The 18,509-nt window shown below is 61.3% G+C and carries 12 protein-coding genes, 1 tRNA gene and 3 pseudogenes; 3 read left to right on the top strand and 13 right to left on the bottom strand.

Annotation, left to right across the window (positions count from 1 at the left end; genetic code table 11):
* The first annotated feature begins 283 nt into the window (after window positions 1-283).
* Window positions 284-901, top strand: a complete 618-nt coding sequence (locus A2G06_04600) for a hypothetical protein (protein ANA39754.1) — start codon at window positions 284-286, stop codon at window positions 899-901.
* A 311-nt stretch (window positions 902-1,212) separates the two neighbouring features.
* Here A2G06_04600 and A2G06_04595 read toward each other — a convergent pair whose 3' ends face one another.
* Complete coding sequence (locus A2G06_04595) at window positions 1,213-2,568, bottom strand: flavoprotein oxidoreductase (protein ID ANA39753.1); 1,356 nt, start codon at window positions 2,566-2,568, stop codon at window positions 1,213-1,215.
* A 277-nt stretch (window positions 2,569-2,845) separates the two neighbouring features.
* Window positions 2,846-4,592 (bottom strand): annotated as a pseudogene (locus tag A2G06_04590) (hypothetical protein).
* A 515-nt stretch (window positions 4,593-5,107) separates the two neighbouring features.
* On the opposite strand from A2G06_04590, the gene A2G06_04585 reads away from it, so the two are divergent.
* The gene (locus tag A2G06_04585; GenBank protein ANA39752.1) at window positions 5,108-5,536 is read left to right on the top strand and encodes a MarR family transcriptional regulator; all 429 of its coding nucleotides are present in this window, start codon (window positions 5,108-5,110) and stop codon (window positions 5,534-5,536) included.
* 17 nt (window positions 5,537-5,553) lie between these two features.
* Window positions 5,554-6,912 carry a dihydrolipoamide dehydrogenase gene (locus A2G06_04580; protein ANA39751.1) on the top strand — a complete coding sequence of 453 codons (1,359 nt, stop codon included), beginning with the start codon at window positions 5,554-5,556 and terminating at the stop codon, window positions 6,910-6,912.
* A gap of 834 nt (window positions 6,913-7,746) precedes the next feature.
* Here the strand turns inward: A2G06_04580 and A2G06_04575 are convergent.
* The 11 genes and pseudogenes from A2G06_04575 to A2G06_04525 form a co-directional block, all read right to left on the bottom strand.
* Window positions 7,747-9,504: a hypothetical protein gene (locus A2G06_04575; protein ANA39750.1), complete on the bottom strand. Its 1,758-nt coding sequence runs from the start codon at window positions 9,502-9,504 to the stop codon at window positions 7,747-7,749.
* 75 nt (window positions 9,505-9,579) lie between these two features.
* Window positions 9,580-10,776: a phosphatidylinositol kinase gene (locus tag A2G06_04570; protein ANA39749.1), complete on the bottom strand. Its 1,197-nt coding sequence runs from the start codon at window positions 10,774-10,776 to the stop codon at window positions 9,580-9,582.
* Window positions 10,773-11,021: a transcriptional regulator gene (locus A2G06_04565; GenBank protein ID ANA39748.1), complete on the bottom strand. Its 249-nt coding sequence runs from the start codon at window positions 11,019-11,021 to the stop codon at window positions 10,773-10,775. The genes A2G06_04570 and A2G06_04565 overlap by 4 nt, the downstream gene beginning before the upstream one ends.
* Window positions 11,022-11,329: 308 nt before the next feature.
* Window positions 11,330-11,416, bottom strand: a tRNA-Leu gene (locus A2G06_04560).
* Window positions 11,417-11,426: 10 nt separating this feature from the next.
* Window positions 11,427-11,717 carry an integration host factor subunit beta gene (locus A2G06_04555; GenBank protein ANA39747.1) on the bottom strand — a complete coding sequence of 97 codons (291 nt, stop codon included), beginning with the start codon at window positions 11,715-11,717 and terminating at the stop codon, window positions 11,427-11,429.
* Window positions 11,718-11,802: 85 nt separating this feature from the next.
* Window positions 11,803-13,562, bottom strand: a pseudogene (locus A2G06_04550) (30S ribosomal protein S1).
* Window positions 13,563-13,628: 66 nt separating this feature from the next.
* Window positions 13,629-14,477 carry a 4-hydroxy-3-methylbut-2-enyl diphosphate reductase gene (locus tag A2G06_04545; protein ID ANA39746.1) on the bottom strand — a complete coding sequence of 283 codons (849 nt, stop codon included), beginning with the start codon at window positions 14,475-14,477 and terminating at the stop codon, window positions 13,629-13,631.
* A 40-nt stretch (window positions 14,478-14,517) separates the two neighbouring features.
* Window positions 14,518-15,219 (bottom strand): cytidylate kinase, encoded by a 702-nt coding sequence (locus A2G06_04540; protein ID ANA39745.1) that lies wholly within the window; start codon window positions 15,217-15,219, stop codon window positions 14,518-14,520.
* Window positions 15,216-16,505, bottom strand: a complete 1,290-nt coding sequence (locus A2G06_04535) for a 3-phosphoshikimate 1-carboxyvinyltransferase (GenBank protein ANA39744.1) — start codon at window positions 16,503-16,505, stop codon at window positions 15,216-15,218. The genes A2G06_04540 and A2G06_04535 overlap by 4 nt, the downstream gene beginning before the upstream one ends.
* A gap of 16 nt (window positions 16,506-16,521) precedes the next feature.
* Window positions 16,522-17,393 (bottom strand): annotated as a pseudogene (locus tag A2G06_04530) (prephenate dehydrogenase).
* On the bottom strand, window positions 17,390-18,466 hold the full coding sequence (locus A2G06_04525; GenBank protein ANA39743.1) for a prephenate dehydratase: 1,077 nt from the start codon (window positions 18,464-18,466) through the stop codon (window positions 17,390-17,392). Before A2G06_04525 ends, A2G06_04530 begins: the two are co-directional and overlap by 4 nt.
* Between the last annotated feature and the right edge of the window lie 43 nt (window positions 18,467-18,509).

The following is an 18,509-nucleotide window of genomic DNA, read 5'->3' as shown; positions in this document are numbered from 1 at the left end:
GTTGTACAGCGTGATTGCCCTTGTCGCCCTGCTCGTCTTTTACTTCATTCTTGTTGCCGAACCATCTCACGATTTCCCGACGAATATCATCCATCTGCTGTTCCGGCATTGACTTATCATATGGTATCAATAATCCTGTTGAAAATTGTCGTATTCGGAACGATGATTTGCTGGGCCATAATTGCGGCGATTTGTTTTCTGCACCGCAGAAAATGAACTTTTGATGCGGAGTTATGGGAACTGGTGTCGCTCACCCCAAAACGCAAGGAGAAACCACACGAGCATGGCAAAAAAATCAGACACAAAACGACAGCATATTCTCTCGGTGGCGGCACAGGTTTTCCAGGAGTATGGGTTCGAGCGGACCTCGATGTCAGAAATCTGCGCCCGGGTGGGCGGTTCGAAGGCGACGCTTTACAATTATTTTCCGTCCAAGGATGAATTGTTTTTTGAAGTAATGACGCTCTCCAACAACACCGAATTCGAGGCCGTCTTCCGGTCGACAGACCCTGCCGCGGATGATATTGCCGCATCGCTGCGTGATTTCGGCAGGCGTTGGCTGACGTTTCTTTACTCGCCAAACGTTAAGGCAAATCGGCACTTGGCCATCTCCGTGTCCGGCCGGAGCGATCTTGGGCGGCTCATGTATGAGCGCGGAGTACTGCGCGGGCAGGACCTTGCTGCAGACCTCCTCAGAACGGCAATCGGGCTTGGCAGGCTCCGGCAGGCTGATCCGGTTGTCGCGTCACGCCATCTGCTCAGCCTGCTTGAGTCTGAACTGATGGAGCGTTTTCTGTTTCAGCTCCTGGGAGAAGTCAGTGAGGAGGAAATCAAACAGGTTACCGATCGTGCCATAGACGTTTTCATGGCAGCCTACGGTGTCCCCTGCATCAAGCGATAAATCCCAGAACAATCCTGCCTGCGGCCTCCTGAGAGTCGGAGCAAGCTAACTAGCTTGAATCCCAGTCAAGTGCTCACTTATGGCCCTAAAAATGTGCTTCTAGGGGTAAAAAACCTCCTCAATTGAGGTGATATTGTTGAAATATCGGCAGGTTGGGTTGGTCCGACCCGATTCATGCCCGATTAAGCAGATGGTCTTCCCACTGGATCGGGAAAGGCCGATTGAAGGTTCCGGTTGTGAAGGCATGGAAACAGCATCTGTACCCCTTTATAGCGGGTTACGTTGTTCAGCCGCATTTTTTGTTCCAGTTGTCAATACTGCGCCAATAGTTGACGGGCGGCAGTCTGTAGCGGGTCCCATACTGGCGAAAACGGCGGTGCATAGCTGAGATCCAGATCTACAATCTGTTGTACCGTCATGTGAGCGGTAAGAGCTGTGGCTAGCACATCGATCCTTTTGGCCGCTCCTTCAAGACCGATGATCTGCCCTCCCAGTAACCGCCCGCTGACTTTTTCCGCTGCCAATTTAACGGTTATCCAGCCAGCACCGGGGTAATAGCCAGCCCTGGTCCTGCTTTTGATTGTCGCAGTCACATAGCAAAGTCCCAACGTATCCGATTCCCGTTCCGTAAGCCCGGTGCGGGCAACTTCGTATTTACATATCTTGCTGACTGCCGTTCCCACAACTCCCGGAAACGTGGCATATCCCCCCGAGAGATTAATGCCCGCCACAGTTCCCGTCTTGTTTGCCACTGTCCCCAGAGCAATATGAATCGGCTTGCAGCCGACCAGATGGAACGTCTCGGCGCAGTCGCCGGCAGCCCATACTCCAGGCGCAGAAGTTTGCATGCGGGGATTAACGCTGATAGCGCCCTTGACCCCAAGCGCGATGCCGGCTGATGCTGCCAGGGAGGTGCTTGGACGAGTCCCCAGACCGACAATCACCAAGTCGGCAGGCAGTGTGCGCTGGTCGGTCACCACCGCGGTCACCTTTCCACTTGCAGCCTCGTAACCGATCAGGGACTCTCGTAGATAGAGGGTAACACCGATATCTCGCAAGGCATCGGACACCATTGCTCCCATATCCGGATCAAGCGTCCCCATTACCTGCTCGCCACGTTCGACCAGGGAAACCTGAAGCCCATTTCTGATCAGGGCTTCTGCCATTTCGAGTCCAATATACCCTCCCCCCACCACAACCGCCTTGCGAGGGTTGTTACGTTCCATAAAATGCTGTACCTGAAGACCACTCGCAAGTGTAGACAGAGCAAATATGCCGTTGGCATCACTGGCGGGCAGTTGCGGAAAGACGGGATCTGCTCCGGTGGCGATCAGAAGTTGATCATAGTATGCCCGGAACGTCTTCTTTTTATTCAGGTCTTCCACCAGGACACTCTGACCGGGCACGTCGATTTCCAGAACATTATGGCTGGTCAGAGCTTCGATATTGTATTTTTCGCGAAACGTCTCCGGCGTTCGGGCAATCAGTTTATCGTGGTGATCTATCAGTCCCCCGAGAAGATACGGCATGCCGCAGGCAGCATAGGACGTATGGGGGCTGCGTTCGAACACCGTAATGCTTCGCTGCGGATCAGTTCGGCGTACCTTTGCAGCGGCACTCATACCTGCGGCATCACCGCCGATTACGACCAGGCGCTCAACTGGCATGATAAATCCTCCGTTCGGCATTAGCAGATGTTTTTCTTGGTTTGATCATTTCGCAAGGGTCTACCTCGGAACGGTTAGGGGGACGTAGTTGATTAGTTGACTAATGCCTGCGCTAATCAACAAATCAACTACGTCCCCTTAAGGTTCCCCGGCCGTTCCGGCGAACCCTTGTCTTTGTTTGGTATCGGGAGGATGGGGAAGATACCGGCCGGTTCGTTGCAGCCGGCATCATCACGGAGAACTCGTTGTTCTCCCCTCTGCACTCAACTCACGGCGCCTATTTGATTGCAAGTCTCTCCACGACCAGTGCGCCGCTCAGAATTGAAAGTTTCCCCTGCAGGGTTGTCCAGGCGTCCAGGGGCAGATACCAGGCGTCGCGGCCGCCGAGGAGCGTAACCGTCTTGTTGCCGCCCAGGGTGAAGTCCTCCGCAAAGGTCACGGCTCTGCCGTATATGGTGTCTATCGGGCCGGCCGCGGCGTACGCCTCGGCCAGCGAGTCGCATCGGTAACCGCTGGAATTCACCTTTGCCATGGGAGAATAGGGGAACGTGACCGTGAGGTTCCGGTCGCTGCTCATTACCACCTGGCAGCTCTGGTTTGTGCCGCAGCCGGCCGCAGTCCATGTCGCCCATGTGGAGTCGGAGTCGGGGGTCTGGTAGAGGGTGACGGTGGTCCCTGAGGAGAAATCCGCCTGACAGGCACCGCTCATTCCGGAGGGGTTCGATCCCTGGCCGGCGCAGGCTATGCCGCTGTCGCCGTGGACGGAGCCGCCGCCCTTGTCCGGCGTGTCGCTCACCACCGTCATGCTGAGATGGTAGACAGACGGCGTGGCAATCCCCATGCTGCTCACATAGTAGGTTACCCCGTCGACCGAGGTGGAATTATTGTAATAGGCCGCACTTCGTTCCGGATCGATATCGAGTCCGGTGGCGGAATCCATGGCCGAAAACTGGGTCAGGTAGCCGTTGTTGTCGAACCAGAGCTTGGGAAAGTAAAGGCTTGCCGGCTGCTGGGTGGCCGTAAAGGTATAGGGACTCGTGGCAGTCCGGGTCATGGGGACATCAAAAACATTTATGGCCGTAGCCTGCAACGCCCCTGCCGGCACCCACCACCAGAGATACTGCCATAGGGTGCCCACTGGTCGGGCGGGTACCGGCTGCCTGTGACATGGCTATGTGCCGCAGAATGGGGACGCTGCCGAAAAAACAGAAGTTTTCATTGGGCGGCAGAGCAGACCCCTTGTTCCCGCTGTAAGACATGGAGACCCACATCTGCACGGTCGAACCGTATCGCGACTCCACCGAGGACTGGAAGAAGAGATATCCGCTCCTGGTATCGGGCCAGGGCATCATCTGCTGCTCCAGGACCGACGACTTGAACCCGGTATGGGGCCCGTTGTCCTCGGCAAAGGCTTGCTGCGTGGCAAAATCGTAGTTGATCTCGCTCAGGAGGAAGAACACCGTCACCAGCCCGTTGGACGTTTCATAGAGCAGCATCAGGCCGGTATCGGCGTCAAAGTAGGCAATGCCGGTACTGTACTGATTGATGTAATAGACGATCTTAACCACGTCCCGTTGGGCTTTGAGATCGAATAGCGTCTTTATCGGGAGAAGGAGGTACGGAAAAGAGAACTGCGCCTTGAAGGTAGCGTAGGTATGGGATTCCCGCAGCACGGTGGCGATCACCTGGCCTTTCCAGGTATCGCCGCTCTGCAGGGTCTGGAGCCTCTGGGGGTGGATCCAGCACGGCCCCATGTCTAGGGCGGAATAGGTGCCGATGTCTACCGGATTGGTGGTCCCCCAATGATTCAGCCCCGAATGCTTAGTCACCTGCACATCAGTGCCGTTGACGTTGCTGAGCAGATACGCTTCTTCGGCATCCGACGCCGTTGTGCTGCCAACAGCCCCGAAATACCAGACACGCACCCCTTTCTGCATCCATCCGACATCAATGGCCCACACGCCGGCCCCATCCACACCCAACAACAGGACCAGCACCAGACAGGAAATCGCTATCTTTTTCATATCTCATACCTCCTTCTGCGGGAGGGATGGAGAGAGGAAGGTAACGGAAGGGGAGGGAAAGGGATTCAGAGGGACGGGAATTTACGTTTCCTATGCATGAACTTTATCACCTGAAACTTGGTCGTCAATGGAATTGCAGGGATTATTGGTGGTTGTGATGGGGGATTGAAACCCTGCCGGGGATCCAGCACGAGGTAGTAATCGTGCGGCCATGGAATATTCAACAACGCCCACTGTGACACCCCCAATTCTTCTGGCTAATGCACTAAAGCAAGAACGTCCCCGGCCCCACTGACACTGCGTGTTCTCCCCTGTCGCCGGGTCGGGTGCGCTCCGGAACATTCGCGCCACATGGAAAAGAGCGCCCCTCAGCGTTGTGTGAGCCATGAGGCGGGTGAATCCCCTCGGCACACCGTGCCGGCAACCAATTCGTCTCGTATCCGTTTGACAATGGATAGCCAACTATGCTTAAGTATAGCCGGCTATCTAAAGAGGACATCACCAGGAGGCCCGGAATGAATGATGACCTGTGCTACAAGCTGAACTACCTGGCCCGGCTGATTCTGTCCAAAGTAAATGAAAAAATCAAACCGCACGGAGTAACGCAGGGGCAACTTCCGGTTCTTTGCTGCCTGCATGACGCGGAAGGACAGACTCAAGCCGAACTGTGCAAGAATATTCAGGTTGAGCAACCAACCATGGCCAATACGTTACGACGCATGGAGCGGGACGGTCTGATCTTCCGGATCGCCAGCGACACGGACAAACGGCAGTCACGGGTGTATATAACCGAACGGACCCGCCCGACAGTCGAAGCCTTACAGGAGAAACGGGACGAGGTTGTCGCCGCGATGGTGCGGCACATGTCGCCTGAGGACCTGGCAACGTTCACCCGACTGCTCGATGTCGCTACAAAGGCCTTGGAGAACCCGGAAACAGAGTAATCAACAGGAGAATCCGAATGCAAACGTTTGATGTTGTTGTTATCGGCGGCGGTCCCGGAGGCATGACCGCAGGGATGATGCTGAAGCAGGCGGGCAAATCGGTCGCGATCATCCAGGAAAATCACGACAGTTTCGGCGGGGTCTGCCTCAACCGTGGCTGCATGCCGACCAAATCCATGCTAAAAGCGGCCAAGGTCTATCGCGATGCCCAAAACAGCGAGAAATACGGCCTGGACCTATCCGTGAACCCTGTCGATTTAACACGCCTGCGCGCCGTTGCCGACGCAGATCTGAACATGCTGCGTCATATGGTCCAGGGAAAACTGACCGATGCGCGCATTGCCGTTTTCCGCGGCAAAGGCTCTTTCCGGTCCGAACATGAGATAGAAATCTGCCAAGCAGATGGCAGTTCCGAACAAATCCGCGGCGAAAAAATCATCATTGCGACCGGTTCGGTCCCCGCCGAACTTCCCTGTGCCCCCTTTGATGGGCACTCCATCCTCTCCAGTGACCAGATTCTGAAAAACACGGAGCTCCCGCACAAGCTGCTGATTATCGGAGGCGGGGCGATAGGCTGCGAGTTTGCAACCCTGTACAACACCTTCGGCAGCAGAGTTACCTTGGTTGAAGCCATGGATAGCCTGCTGCCACGTGAAGACAGGGAAGCCGGGAAAACGCTGCAGTCCACCTTTGAACAGCAGGGCATCGCGGTGAAAACAGGCGCAGCCATCAAAAGCATTTCAGTCGAGGCGGGAACGGTCCATGTCCATTATGACGGCTCCAGCGCAACCGAAGAATTCGACAAGGTACTGGTCGGCATCGGCCGCACAGCGAACATTGCCGGGCTGAACCTTGACGCTGCCGGAGTAGCGACCGAACAGGGCGCTGTCAAGGTTAACGAAATGATGCAGACCACCGTTCCCCACATCTACGCGCTGGGCGACGTGATCGGTGGCATGACCCTGGCCCATGCGGCAGAAAAAGAAGGGTACCTGCTTGCCCAGAATCTTATCCAGGGCAGTCGCCACCCCCTCGACCATCGTGCTGTGCCGCGAGTTGTGTTCTGTCACCCCGAAGTGGCGGCAGTAGGAACACATGAAGCCAGGGCCGGCATTAAAGCCTTCACCATGCCACAGGCCCCCAATGGCCGCGCCGTGGTGGACAAAGTCGCGCCGGCCTTCGTGAAGCTGTTTATCGAGGAGGACACCTCTCAGATCGCCGGGGCAATCATCATCGGAGAAGGGGCAACAGAAATGATCCACGAGATGGCAGTGGCGGTCGAAAACCGTCTGACCCTGGAGCAGATAGGGAAAACGGTCCATGCCCATCCGACTCATTCCAAAAATGTTCTGCTAGCCGTCCAGCACTTCAATTAATTCAACGATCGATCTCGTTATGATCGTCATCAAATACCCCGCCTCACATCAGTTATGATCGCAAGCGTTTGAGCAAGACAAGGCTACCGGCGGCAATTCGGGGAGTTAAGGGAAATCTCCGCTTTCCCCTTGACAAAACTTATCAAAAGCCCTACTCACCCCCCTGCACCACCCGCATCCCCCCTACCCCCGCACCACCCGGAGCCCGCATGTCCCCTCTGTCCGCGAAGCCCCAGCAAACACCCGTGGCCACACGCCCCGCATGGCTCACCACCACGGAGGCATAGGGCGCATCGAGGTGCTCCCAGAGCAGGACATCAATTTCACTGATCGCGGGGAATACTTGGCGAAGGGCTGGGGAGGGAACGGCACGGAAAGGCGCAACACAGCATTTTCACGACGTTTCATAAGGAAACCCCTGGTGCTGTAAACGAATGATTCAGGTTAGTAACATGCAATTAACATTTAATCAATTAGGGAAATTCCTGATTTATTGCACTGTTCGACGGTCGGCAACGGGCCGCGCCACTATCCGCGCTGATCGCAAAAATAGTTCTCAAGCTTCGGCCGGGGATGCCGATAAGAATACCAACAGGTCAGAAGAAGCAGTTGGTATGATTACACACCTTCATTGCGTTGGCCCTGCGGGCCGGAAAGGAGGCGAGATATCGTAACAGCTGGGAGAAAACCTAAATGAGTAGCACCGAGGCAGGGCAACCTGCCGGTCGATCCCCGCTCGGGCGGGGACAGGCACAGAATCAGAAAAGGCTGTACGGCACGTGACCGTACAGCCTTTCGCATTTTAGGGGGAGAATCGCGCGGGAGTGGCGGGCCTTACGCGCTGCACCACCGGCGCCAGATATCCCGCAGGGCCGTTTCCATACGGCGGGCGAATCCGGCGGAGTCGCACAGGGGCGAGCCGGCCAGGCGGGGGCGCATATCCCGGCGCAGGGCGGCCAGCCGGGCGGGGTCGGCGGCAAGGGCGGCCGCGGCGGCGATGTATTCTTCCGGCGAGTGGGTGATGAGCTCGGGCAAACCCAGGCAGGTGAGGATGCTGGCCCCGACCCGGGCGACATGGCGGGTGCCGCAGCAGGTGAGCACCGGCACCCCCATCCAGAGGGCGTCGCAGGTGGTGGCGGTGCCGTTGTAGGGGAAGGTGTCCAGGGCCAGATCGAGCCGGTTGTAGAGCGCCAGGTGGTCGTTGAAGTTCTCCACGAAGGAGACGAGCTCCAGCCGGTCCGGGGAGACGCCCCGGGCCCCGAAGGCGTCGCTGACCCGCCTGCGGCAGGTTTCGTCGGCAAAGCCCTTGAACTTGAGCATGAGACGCGAGCCGGGCACGCGGCCCAGGATGGCGCTCCAGGCGTCGATCACCTGCGGGCTCACCTTTGCCAGGTTGTTGAAGGAGCCAAAGGTGACCCCGGCGCCCGTGAGGCATGGCGCCTCGCCCACGGGGGGCGCGCCGGCGGGCGGGGTATAGCAGAGAAAGCTCTGTTCGAGCCGGATCAGCTGCTCGGTGTGCAGGGCATCGGCACTGCCGGGGGGGTCGGCCACGGCGTCGGTGATGCGGTAGTCCATGGCGCGCAGGCCGGTGGTGTTGGGGTAGCCGAGCCAGGTCACCTGCGCCGGCGCGGGTTTCAGGGCGAAGACCTTGAGCCGGTTGTGGGCCGTGTGGCCGGCCAGGTCCACGAGGATGTCGATGCCGTCGGCGCGGATCATCTCGGCCAGGGCGGCGTCGCCCAGGCCCATGGTTCTGCGCCAGAGATCGGCATGGCCCCTGATCCGGGCGGTGACGTCGTCCTCCTGGCGCTGGCCCCGCTCGGAGTAGCAGCAGATCTCGAACTGCGAGCGGTCGTGGCTCTCCAGGAGGGGGAGCAGGAAGTAGCCCACGGGGTGTTTGCCCAGGTCGCCGGAGACGTAGCCGATGCGCAGCTTCCGGCCGGGGTCCCGGTCGCACTGGCGGGCGGGGACGGACGCGGCGGCCGGGGCATGCTGCTCGCCCCAACGGACATGCTCCCGAAACAGGGCTTCGTCGTCCATGTCGCTGTAGTGCAGCATCATGAGCAGATCGCTGTGGAAGACGGGATCGTGGGGATTGATGGCGTGGGCCGTGCGGAAGGCGGCCAGGGTTTCGTCGACCCGCCCCTGGTGGCGCAGGGTGGTGCCCAGGTTGTGGTAGGCCGCGGCAAAGCCGGGCTCGATTGCGATGGCCCGGTTGAAGCAGTCGGCCGACTCGTCGAGCCGCCCCTGGGTGGCCAGGATATAGCCCAGGTTGTTGTAGGCCTTGGCGTAGTCGCGATTAAAGGAAATGGCGCTCCGAAAGCTGGCGGCGGCCTCGTCGAGCAGCCCTTTCTGCTGAAAGACGACCCCCAGGTTGTAGTGGGCCTGGGCGAAGCCGGGCCTGAGCCGCACGGCCTCCCGGTAGCAGGAGAGTGCCATGTCGAGCGCGCCCCCGGCCAGGTGGGCGTTGCCGGCGCGCCAGAGCAGCTCGGCATTGGGAGCCGCAGCAGCGGACGCTGCACGGTGGAAACAGCACTGCTTGTATTTCTTCCCGCTGCCGCAGGGGCAGGGGTCATTCCGCCCGATCTTGCTCATCTCGATTCCCCTGGGTAAGACATGGACATGCCCGGCAAGGACGGCACCACTGTTCTCAGCCAGTGTCCCGTGTAGTTACTGGGCTCGGAGCGAGGCAACTCCCTCGTCCCAGGCGGTCAGCATTCGTTCGCCGACCGGGCGGAACGCCGGATGGTCCTTCATGTACGCTGAAAGCTCACCCCGGGTATCGGTCACGGCCCCGGCCGCCTGATCAATAATATGCTCGATCTTCCCGACCGGCAACGAGAGGTATGCCACGGCAAACTTTTCCAGCACCTTGCGCGGCCACCATTTTTTCGTTCCGGCCAGTGACAGGGCAGGCACATCCCTGGAGAGGTACGCTACTGTCGTCACCACGTCGTAGACCGGCGCCAGGTGAACGGCCGCGCCGGGCCGGTCGTAGAGTATTCCGAAATTCTTCAGGTGGGCGTCGCCGTTGCGCACCATGCAGGAGAGCACCAGCGAGGCAAAAAACTGCTCCCGGGCGGCCTGGAGAAACTCCCCGGAAACGAAGTCCCTGATGCTGCGCGCCACCCGTTCGTAGCTGCTGCCGTACTTCTGCGCCGTGCCGAGCGCCTGGAGGGCGCACATATCCTCGAAGCCCCGCGGTGAACCGTCGGCGGCCAGATCAAAGCGCTTCATGACGAACAGCCCGCCATTCGCGGACAGATGGAATTCGGGCACCGTCAACCCGGCCCGCTGCGCGGCCGTCATGCAGAAAAACTCGTTGGCCCCCAGGTGCGGATACTCCGTGCCCCAGGATTTCACGATGTAACGTCCCACCGTGGCCGTCCCCCGCTCCGAGGCCTCCAGCATTATTTTGGGCTGCACGCCGGAGATCCCTGAGCGGAGAGCGTACTTCGACACCAACTCGTGAAACAGTTCTTCGGTATCGGGGTATGACAACAACGCATCGAGCGATTCCCGTGTTTCCGCAATGCCGGGAAGGGAAGCGCCGGGAAGGGAAAAGCGGTTGCGACCGATTTGATTGCCGCCGGTCACCCGGAGGATGGTAAGGTCATCCTCGCCGGCAAGTTTTGAGATGGCTCGACGAATCGCCTCCAACAGCGCCCCTTCCGGCAGATTCATCTGGAAGATCGGATGGAGATCCCGGCTCACCCAACTCTCCAGGCGCACCGGCATGGTAAGCGACACCTGGGTTGCGGGCGATTCGGCCGCCGGATCGTAGGCAAAGACGTACTGCCGTCGGTCCGCTGAGCGATCCAGAAGACCGGCGCGGGACTCTGCAGCCCATACCGCCAACGAACTCATGGCGTGTCGTTCTCCTCCCTCAGTTCATCAAGCGTTGGGGGTCGGCCCGCCGGACGAACTCGCAGCTCCAGGCCGAGGTAATCCAAAATACGGATCAATTTTCGGACACCGACGTCCTGCACGGTTCCCGACTCGATCTGGCTGATCGTAGCGCGGCTCATCCCCAGATCTTTTGCCATTGCCCCCTGGGAAATCTTGCGACGCTTGCGCCCGTTTCGTATTTCTTCTCCAATGGCGAATAGCATACTTGCATTATATGCAATACAATACCTGAGATCAAGGTGATTTTGTTTTATATACAAAACATACAGATCACTGCAAAGCTCCCACGACCAGTTTCTGCCGGAGGGCCCCGGGGTTGATGCAGCGGCATACCTAAGGTGGGTCAACGAGTAACGTGAGAAGAGGTTGTATCCGACACCATCGGCCTGGAAGCTGTTTTGCCATAACGCTGCGTCAATTGTCGCGTCAACTGCCGGCCTGGAACGGCAAGAGGGGCAGGTATCGCACCTGCCCCTCCAAACCAACCTACTGATTTAATTCACGCTGTCTTTGGTGCCCGGAGCCGGGCTCGAACCGGCACAGCATTGCTGCCGAGGGATTTTAAGTCCCTTGTGTCTACCAGTTCCACCATCCGGGCGGTACCGGGTCTAATCGGCGTACTCACGATTTACGCGTTCGCGGAGTTCTTTGCCGGTCTTGAAGAAGGGGGTCTTCTTGGCGGGAATCTTGACTATGGCGCCGCTCTTGGGGTTGCGGGCCTCGCGGGCGCCGCGCTCACGGACGGTGAAGCTTCCGAAGCCGCGGATCTCGACCTTCTCACCACTCTTGAGGGCGTCGGCGATGCTGTCGAACACGATGTTGACAACCATTTCCGAGTCCTTGCGGGTGAGCCACGAGTTTTTCTCCGCCAGCATTTCTACCAGTTCACTTTTTGTCATCACAATACTCCTTGCTGCTTGATTGACTCTGCCGCGGTGCCGGCGCCGCCCGGCGGACCGGACGGCGCCGTCCGGTGGACGGATGTTAGTCGTTGTTGTCGCCGTTCTTGCGCATCCCTTCCCGGAGCAGGCGCCCAGGTTGGATGTGGCTTCACCGCGGTCCTGCATGTACGACTCCAGCTCGGCCTTTTCGGCGGCGGCCTGGAGAGCCTTGACAGAGAGGGCGATCTTCTTCTCCACGTCGTCGACGCTCAGGACAACCGCTTCCAACTCGTCGCCCACGGAGGCGAAGTCCTTGGGCGAGGCAACCTTCTCGCGGGAAAGCTCGGAGACGTGCACCAGCCCTTCGATCCCCTCCTCGATCTCAAGGAAGACGCCGAAGTCGGTCACGGAGGTCACCTTGCCCCGCACGCGGGTGCCGGGACGGTAGGTGGCGGGGATCACGCTCCAGGGATCGGGGGTGAGCTGCTTGATCCCCAGGGAGAGGCGCTCGTTCTCGGCATCCACGTTGAGGACCACGGCCTGGACGGTCTGCCCCTTGGCAAAGACCTCGCCGGGGTGCTTGATCCGCTTGGTCCAGGAGATGTCGGAGACGTGCACGAGGCCGTCGATTCCCTCTTCCACGCCGATGAAGACGCCGAAATCGGTGATGCTCTTGATCTGCCCCTCCAGCTTGGTGCCCACGGGGTATCTCTCATCCAACTGGGTCCAGGGGTTGGCCTGGGCCTGCTTGAGGCCAAGGGAGATGCGGCGGTTGCCCGTGTCGATGCCGAGCACCACGGTCACCACCTCGTCGCCCACGGTGAGGAGGTCGGACGGATGGCGGAGCCGCTTGGTCCACGACATCTCGGAGACGTGCACCAGCCCTTCGATCCCTTCGTCGAGGGCCACGAATGCGCCGTAATCGGTCATGCTGACCACGCGGCCGCTGACCCGGTCGCCCACCTGGAACTTCTGCTCCACCGCGAGCCAGGGATCGGGAGTGATCTGCTTGAGGCCCAGGGATATCTTGCCCTTTTCCTGGTCGTACTTGAGGACCTTTACGCTGAGCTTGTCGCCCGGCTTGAGCATCTCGGAGGGGTGGCCCAGCCGGCCCCACGACATGTCGGTCACGTGCAGAAGGCCGTCGACGCCGCCGATATCGACGAATGCGCCGTAATCGGTGATGTTCTTGACCACGCCTTCGCGAATCTGGCCCTCGGCCAGGTTGGCGAGGGTCTCGGTGCGGACGCCGGCCCGCTCCTCTTCCAGCAGGACGCGACGGGACAGAACGATGTTGCCCCGCTTCTTGTTGAGCTTGAGCACCTTGAAGCGGTCAGTCACGCCGATGTACTTGTCCAGGTTGCCGCCGGGGCGGAGGTCAACCTGGGAGGCCGGCAGGAACGCCTGGACGCCGATGTCGACGGTGAGGCCCCCCTTGACCTTGCCGGTGATCTTGCCCTCGACGATGCCGCCTTCGCCGCCGGCGGCGTCGATGGCATCCCAGGCGGAAAGGCGGTCGGCCTTGCGCTTGGAAAGGACCGCGTACCCCTTCTGGTTCTCTTTGCGCTCGAACAGGGCCTTTACTTCGTCGCCCACCTGGACGGTCAGGTTGCCGGCCTCGTCGAGGAACTCTTCAACGGGGATGCTCCCCTCGGACTTGTATCCGATATCGACCAGCACGTATTCGTTGCTGATGTGCACCACCTTGCCCTTGACGACTTCCCCCACATGGTGATGCCTGATACTTTCCTGGAAAAGCTCGGCGAACTCGCCGGAGCCCCCCTGATCCGCCTCGTCCTCCGCATCGGCGAACCTTTTGATCGTCATTGCGGTGCGGCTGTTGTAGTCCTTGTCATCACTCATTTAAAGCTGGCCTCCCTACACGTCGTGGATTAGGATGAGTAAACGTAGCAATATCTATCGAAAAACTCAACCTTTTTTCTTATTGTCAAGCTCTTGTATCCGTTCTATTACCTTATCGATAAGCCACTTGGGCGTGGATGCGCCCGCAGTGACCCCTACCCGCTCAACCCCTTGAAACCATGATGCATCCAGCTCCTGGGCCGTCTCTATGTGGTGAGTGCGCGGCTGCAGCTCGGAGCAGACCTCGGCGAGCCGCTTGGTGTTGGCGCTGTTGAAGCCGCCGATGACGATCATGCAGTCCACCTCCCGGGCCAGGGCCTTGGCTTCGTCCTGGCGGACGGCGGTGGCGTCGCAGATGGTCTTGAAGACCCGGATCTCCCCCCCCTTGAGGAGGCATTCCTTCACCACGTTCTTGAGGGTTTCGAAGGATTGGGTGGTCTGGGCCACAACGCCGACCTTCTTCATGTTGGGAAGCCTGGCGGCCTCCTCGCCGGAACCGACCACGTGGACCGGCCCCTCGGCATAGGATACGATGCCCTGCACCTCCGGGTGGTCGGCATCGCCCACCACCACCACGGTATAGCCGTCGTGGGACAGGCGCTTCACGTGCTCCTGGGCCTTCTTGACAAAGGGGCAGGTGGCGTCGACCACCTCCAACTGCCGGCGGACCGCGTCTTCCAGTTCCGCGGAGGTCACCCCGTGGGACCGGATGATGACGGTGCCGTTGCCGATCCCTTCCAGGTCGCTCAGCACCTTCACCCCCATCCCCTCCAGGCGCTGCACGACCTGGGGCGAATGAATGATGGGGCCGAGGGTGAAGGTTTCCCCGTCCTTTTCGGCGGCCTCGAAGGCCATCTGGGTTGCCCGCTTCACGCCGAAGCAGAAGCCGGCCCGCTTTGCCAGTAGAATCTCCATTGCGTTGCTCCCGATGCTGCTGCTCTGTTGCCGTCCCGGGTTACCCTCCCGGAAAGGCCCGTTCCCGCTCCCGCACGATGGATTCCATGCGGTCCAGGACTTCCTCGATGGAAAGACCGGTCGAATCGATGTCCACGGCGTCATCGGCCCGTCGCAGGGGGGCGTGCTCCCGGCCCGAGTCCTGCTCGTCCCGCCGGGCCACGGCCGCGATGGTCTCCTCAAGGGACACCTCCTGCCCCTTGGCCTTCAGTTCCAGGTAGCGCCGACGGCCCCGCTCCTCCACTGACGCGGAGAGGAAAAACTTCACGTCGGCGTCCGGGAAGACCACGGTGCCGATGTCCCGCCCCTCCAGGATGACCCCCCCTTCCCGGGCCATGTGGCGCTGGAGGCGCAACAGGACGTCGCGCACCACCTTGCGTGCCGAGATGGCCGAGGTGAGGGTGCTGATGGCCGGGGTCCGGATGGCGTCGGTCACGTCCTCGCCGTTGGCGGTCACCCGACAGCAGCCGTTAGTCCTGACAAAGGCGATCTCCAGGCCGGCGCAGAGCCCGGCCAGGGAGGCATCGTTGTCGGGCGCGATGCCGGCGCGGCTGGCGGCCAGGGCCACGGTCCGGAACATGGCGCCGGTGTCGATGTGGATGTAGCCGAGCCGGTCCGCCAGCAGCTTGGTTATGGTGCTCTTCCCGGCGCCCGACGGTCCGTCGATGGCGACGATGAGCCCCCTGCGCCCCGCCGCGCTCACCGTACCGCCACCCTGTCCAGGAGCGTAGTGAAGGTGGGGAACGAGGTGGCGATGCACTCGGTGTCGCTGACGGTGACGGCCCCCGAGGCGGCAAGCCCCGCCACGAGCATGGACATGGCGATCCGGTGGTCGCCGAAGCTCTCCACGGTGACGCCGTTCAGCCGGCCGGTCCCCTCGACGATCATGCCGTCCGCCGTCTCGGTGATAGCGGCCCCGGCTGCGCGCAGGTTGGCGGCCATGGCCGCGATGCGGTCCGTTTCCTTGACCCGCAGTTCCCGGGCGTCGCGGATGACGGTGGTCCCTTCGGCCAGGGCGGCGGCCACGCAGATGACCGGGAATTCGTCGATGGCCCGGGGGACCACGTCGCCCCCGATCTCGATCCCCTTGAGGGCCGACGACCGAACCAGCAGGTCGGCCACCGGCTCGCCGGAAACCTCGCGCTGGTCGAGCAGCTCAATCGAGCCCCCCATGGCGGCGAGGATGTCGAGGATGCCCGTGCGGGTCGGGTTTACGCCCACCCCCCGGATGAGCAGCTCGGAGCCGGGGACGATCAGGGCGGCTACCAGGAAGAAGGCCGCCGAGGAGATGTCCCCCGGCACCACGATGTCGCGGCCGTCCAGTTCGTGACCGCCGTACACGGTGACCCCGGCGGCGTCGGTTTCCAGCCGGGCGCCGAAGTGGCGGAACATCCGCTCCGAGTGATCCCGCGAGAGATGGGGCTCGGTGATGCGGGTGGCACCGTCGGCGTAGAGACCGGCCAGCATGAGGGCCGACTTCACCTGGGCGCTGGCCACCGGCGAATCGTGGGTAATGCCGGTCAGGGGCCGGCCCACGATGGCCAGGGGCGCCTTTTCGCCGTTGTCGCGGCCGTGGATGCAGGCCCCCATGCGTGAAAGGGGCTCCACCACCCGCCGCATGGGCCTGCGCCGCAGGTAGCGGTCGCCGGTGAGGACCGTGTAGAAGCGCTGGGCAGCCATGAGGCCCGTCAAAAGCCGGATGGACGTGCCGGAGTTGCCGCAGTCGATGACGTCCTCGGCCTCGGTCAGGCCGTGGAGCCCGTTCCCCTCGATGCGCAGGGTCTCGCCGTCGTCGTGGATCTGCACCCCCATGGCCCGGAAGGCGTCGAGGGTGGCGATATTGTCTTCGCCCCGGAGAAAGCCGCTCACCGTGGTCACGCCGCGGGCGATGGAGCCGAGCATGATGGAGCGGTGGGAGATGGATTTATCCCCCGGTACCGCGATCTCGCCGCGCAGCGCGCGGGCGGGGTGTGAACTCAGGCGTACCACGGACACTCCTTTGCAGCTAGAGTATGGCGTCACGGGATTCCTTGGAATCCCGGAAGAACCGTTCGAGACCTTCCGCGTCCCCCGCGGCCACCAGGGAGCGGAGCCGGCTGAAGTACGCGGCGAAGTGATCCATCACCTCCAGGATCCCCTCCCGGTTCATGAGGGCGATGTCGCGCCACATGGCCGGGTCAGACGAGGCAATGCGGGTAAAGTCCCGGAAGCCGCCGGCCGAGTAGCGGAGAATGCTCTCCTCGAACCGGTCGTACCCCTCCACGGCGTTCACCAGGGCATAGGCGACCATGTGGGGGAGATGGGAGATGGCGGCAACCAGCCGGTCGTGCATCTCCGGGGCCATCAGCACCACTTCGGAACCGGCCGCCTCCCACATGCGGGCCACCGTGGCGAGCGCGTCGCGGTCAGTGGTTGCGGCCGGGGTCAGGATACAGCGCTTACCCTGGTAGAGGGTGGCGAAGGACGCCCCGACCCCCGAATGCTCGGTGCCGGCAATGGGGTGTCCCCCCACGAAACAGGTGCCAGCCGGCATGAGGGGATCGCACGCGGCCACCACCTCTGCCTTGACGCTGCCGCCGTCGGTCACGATGCACCCGGCGGTCAGATGGGGGCCGATCTCCCTCACTACCCCCGCCATGGCGCGGACCGGCACGGCAAGGAAAACCATGTCGCGCCGGCAACCCCTTCGGCAGCCGTGGCCGCGGCCCGGTCGACAACCCCCAGCTCGGCGGCCTGCCGCAGGTTGGCCCGGTCCAGGTCGATACCCACGACCTCGCCCACGGCACCTGCCGCCCGCAGGGCCCGCGCCAGGGAACCGCCGATGAGGCCGACACCGATGACGGCCAGTCGCCGGACAAGGGGGGCGGAACCGCTCATTTCGCCCTGGGATAGGAGCCGAGAATCTTCACGAACTGGCAATAGTGCCCCAGGTCCTGAACCGCCTCGGCAACCACCGGATCGGTGATGTGGCCAACCAAGTCCAGAAAAAAGATGTATTCCCACGCCTTCTTCTTGAGGGGGCGGGATTCGATCTTGGACAGGTTGACGCCGCGGGAGGCGAAGGGCTCCAGCATCCGGTAGAGGATGCCCGGCTCGTCCTTGACGGAAAACATGAGCGAGGTCTTGTCGTCGCCGCTCCGCTCCGCCATCTTTCGGCCGACAACGAGGAAGCGGGTGAAGTTGTTGACCTGGTCCTCGATCCTCGTGCGCACCACCTTCAGGTCGTACTGGGCCGCGGCGAACTCGCTGGCAATGGCCGCGGCTGCGTAATCCTCGCTCACGATCTGGGCGGCCAGGGCGGTGGACGCCACGTCCACCACCGGCACCCCCGGCAGGTTGTTGTCGAGCCACTTGCGGCACTGGGCAATGGCCTGGGGATGGGAGTAGACCTTTTTCACGTCGTCCAGCCTCCCGGTGCGGGAGAGGAGGTCGTGGGACACCTCCAGCAGGATCTCTGCGTTGATCTTGAGGTCGCTCTCCATGAACATGTCGAGGGTGTGGGACACCATCCCCTCGGTGGAATTCTCCACCGGCACGACCCCGTAGAGGGCCCGCCCCTTCTCCACCTCCTCGAACACGGCAGGGATCGATTTCTGGGCCACCAGCTCCGCGGCCAGGCCGAAGTGCTGCATGGTGGCCAGATGGGTGAAGGTCGCCCGGGGCCCCAGGAACGCCACTTTCATGGGCGCCTCAAGGGCCAGGGACGCGGAGATGATCTCCCGGAACACGCTCTTGACCGCCTCGGCCGGGAAGGGACCGGCGTTGCGGGCGAGCAGCCGCTCGTAAATCTCCCGTTCCCGGTTGGGCACGTGAAAATCGCGCTTCTCCGCGGTCTTGACCTGTCCCACCTCCATGACCAGTCCGGCACGGCGGTTGAGCAGATCGAGGATGGCATCGTCAATGGCGTCGATCTCGCGCCGAAGTGCGTCGAGATTGCGTGTCGCGCTCAAGGGGGTCACCTGGGGGGAGAAATATGGTGCGGCAGTTCCGCGG

This window comes from Geobacter anodireducens, from assembly GCA_001628815.1.
In the GTDB taxonomy this organism is placed as follows: domain Bacteria; phylum Desulfobacterota; class Desulfuromonadia; order Geobacterales; family Geobacteraceae; genus Geobacter; species Geobacter anodireducens.
The sequence above is the reverse complement of the archived record's forward strand: the minus strand, read 5'-3'. Positions and strand labels throughout refer to the sequence as shown.

Coding starts and splice junctions, on each gene's coding strand:
- A2G06_04600 (ANA39754.1), top strand. CDS start 284: ATGGCAAAAAAATCAGACACAAAACGACAGCATATTCTCTCGGTGGCG.
- A2G06_04595 (ANA39753.1), bottom strand. CDS start 2,568: ATGCCAGTTGAGCGCCTGGTCGTAATCGGCGGTGATGCCGCAGGTATG.
- A2G06_04585 (ANA39752.1), top strand. CDS start 5,108: ATGAATGATGACCTGTGCTACAAGCTGAACTACCTGGCCCGGCTGATT.
- A2G06_04580 (ANA39751.1), top strand. CDS start 5,554: ATGCAAACGTTTGATGTTGTTGTTATCGGCGGCGGTCCCGGAGGCATG.
- A2G06_04575 (ANA39750.1), bottom strand. CDS start 9,504: ATGAGCAAGATCGGGCGGAATGACCCCTGCCCCTGCGGCAGCGGGAAG.
- A2G06_04570 (ANA39749.1), bottom strand. CDS start 10,776: ATGAGTTCGTTGGCGGTATGGGCTGCAGAGTCCCGCGCCGGTCTTCTG.
- A2G06_04565 (ANA39748.1), bottom strand. CDS start 11,021: ATGCTATTCGCCATTGGAGAAGAAATACGAAACGGGCGCAAGCGTCGC.
- A2G06_04555 (ANA39747.1), bottom strand. CDS start 11,717: ATGACAAAAAGTGAACTGGTAGAAATGCTGGCGGAGAAAAACTCGTGG.
- A2G06_04545 (ANA39746.1), bottom strand. CDS start 14,477: ATGGAGATTCTACTGGCAAAGCGGGCCGGCTTCTGCTTCGGCGTGAAG.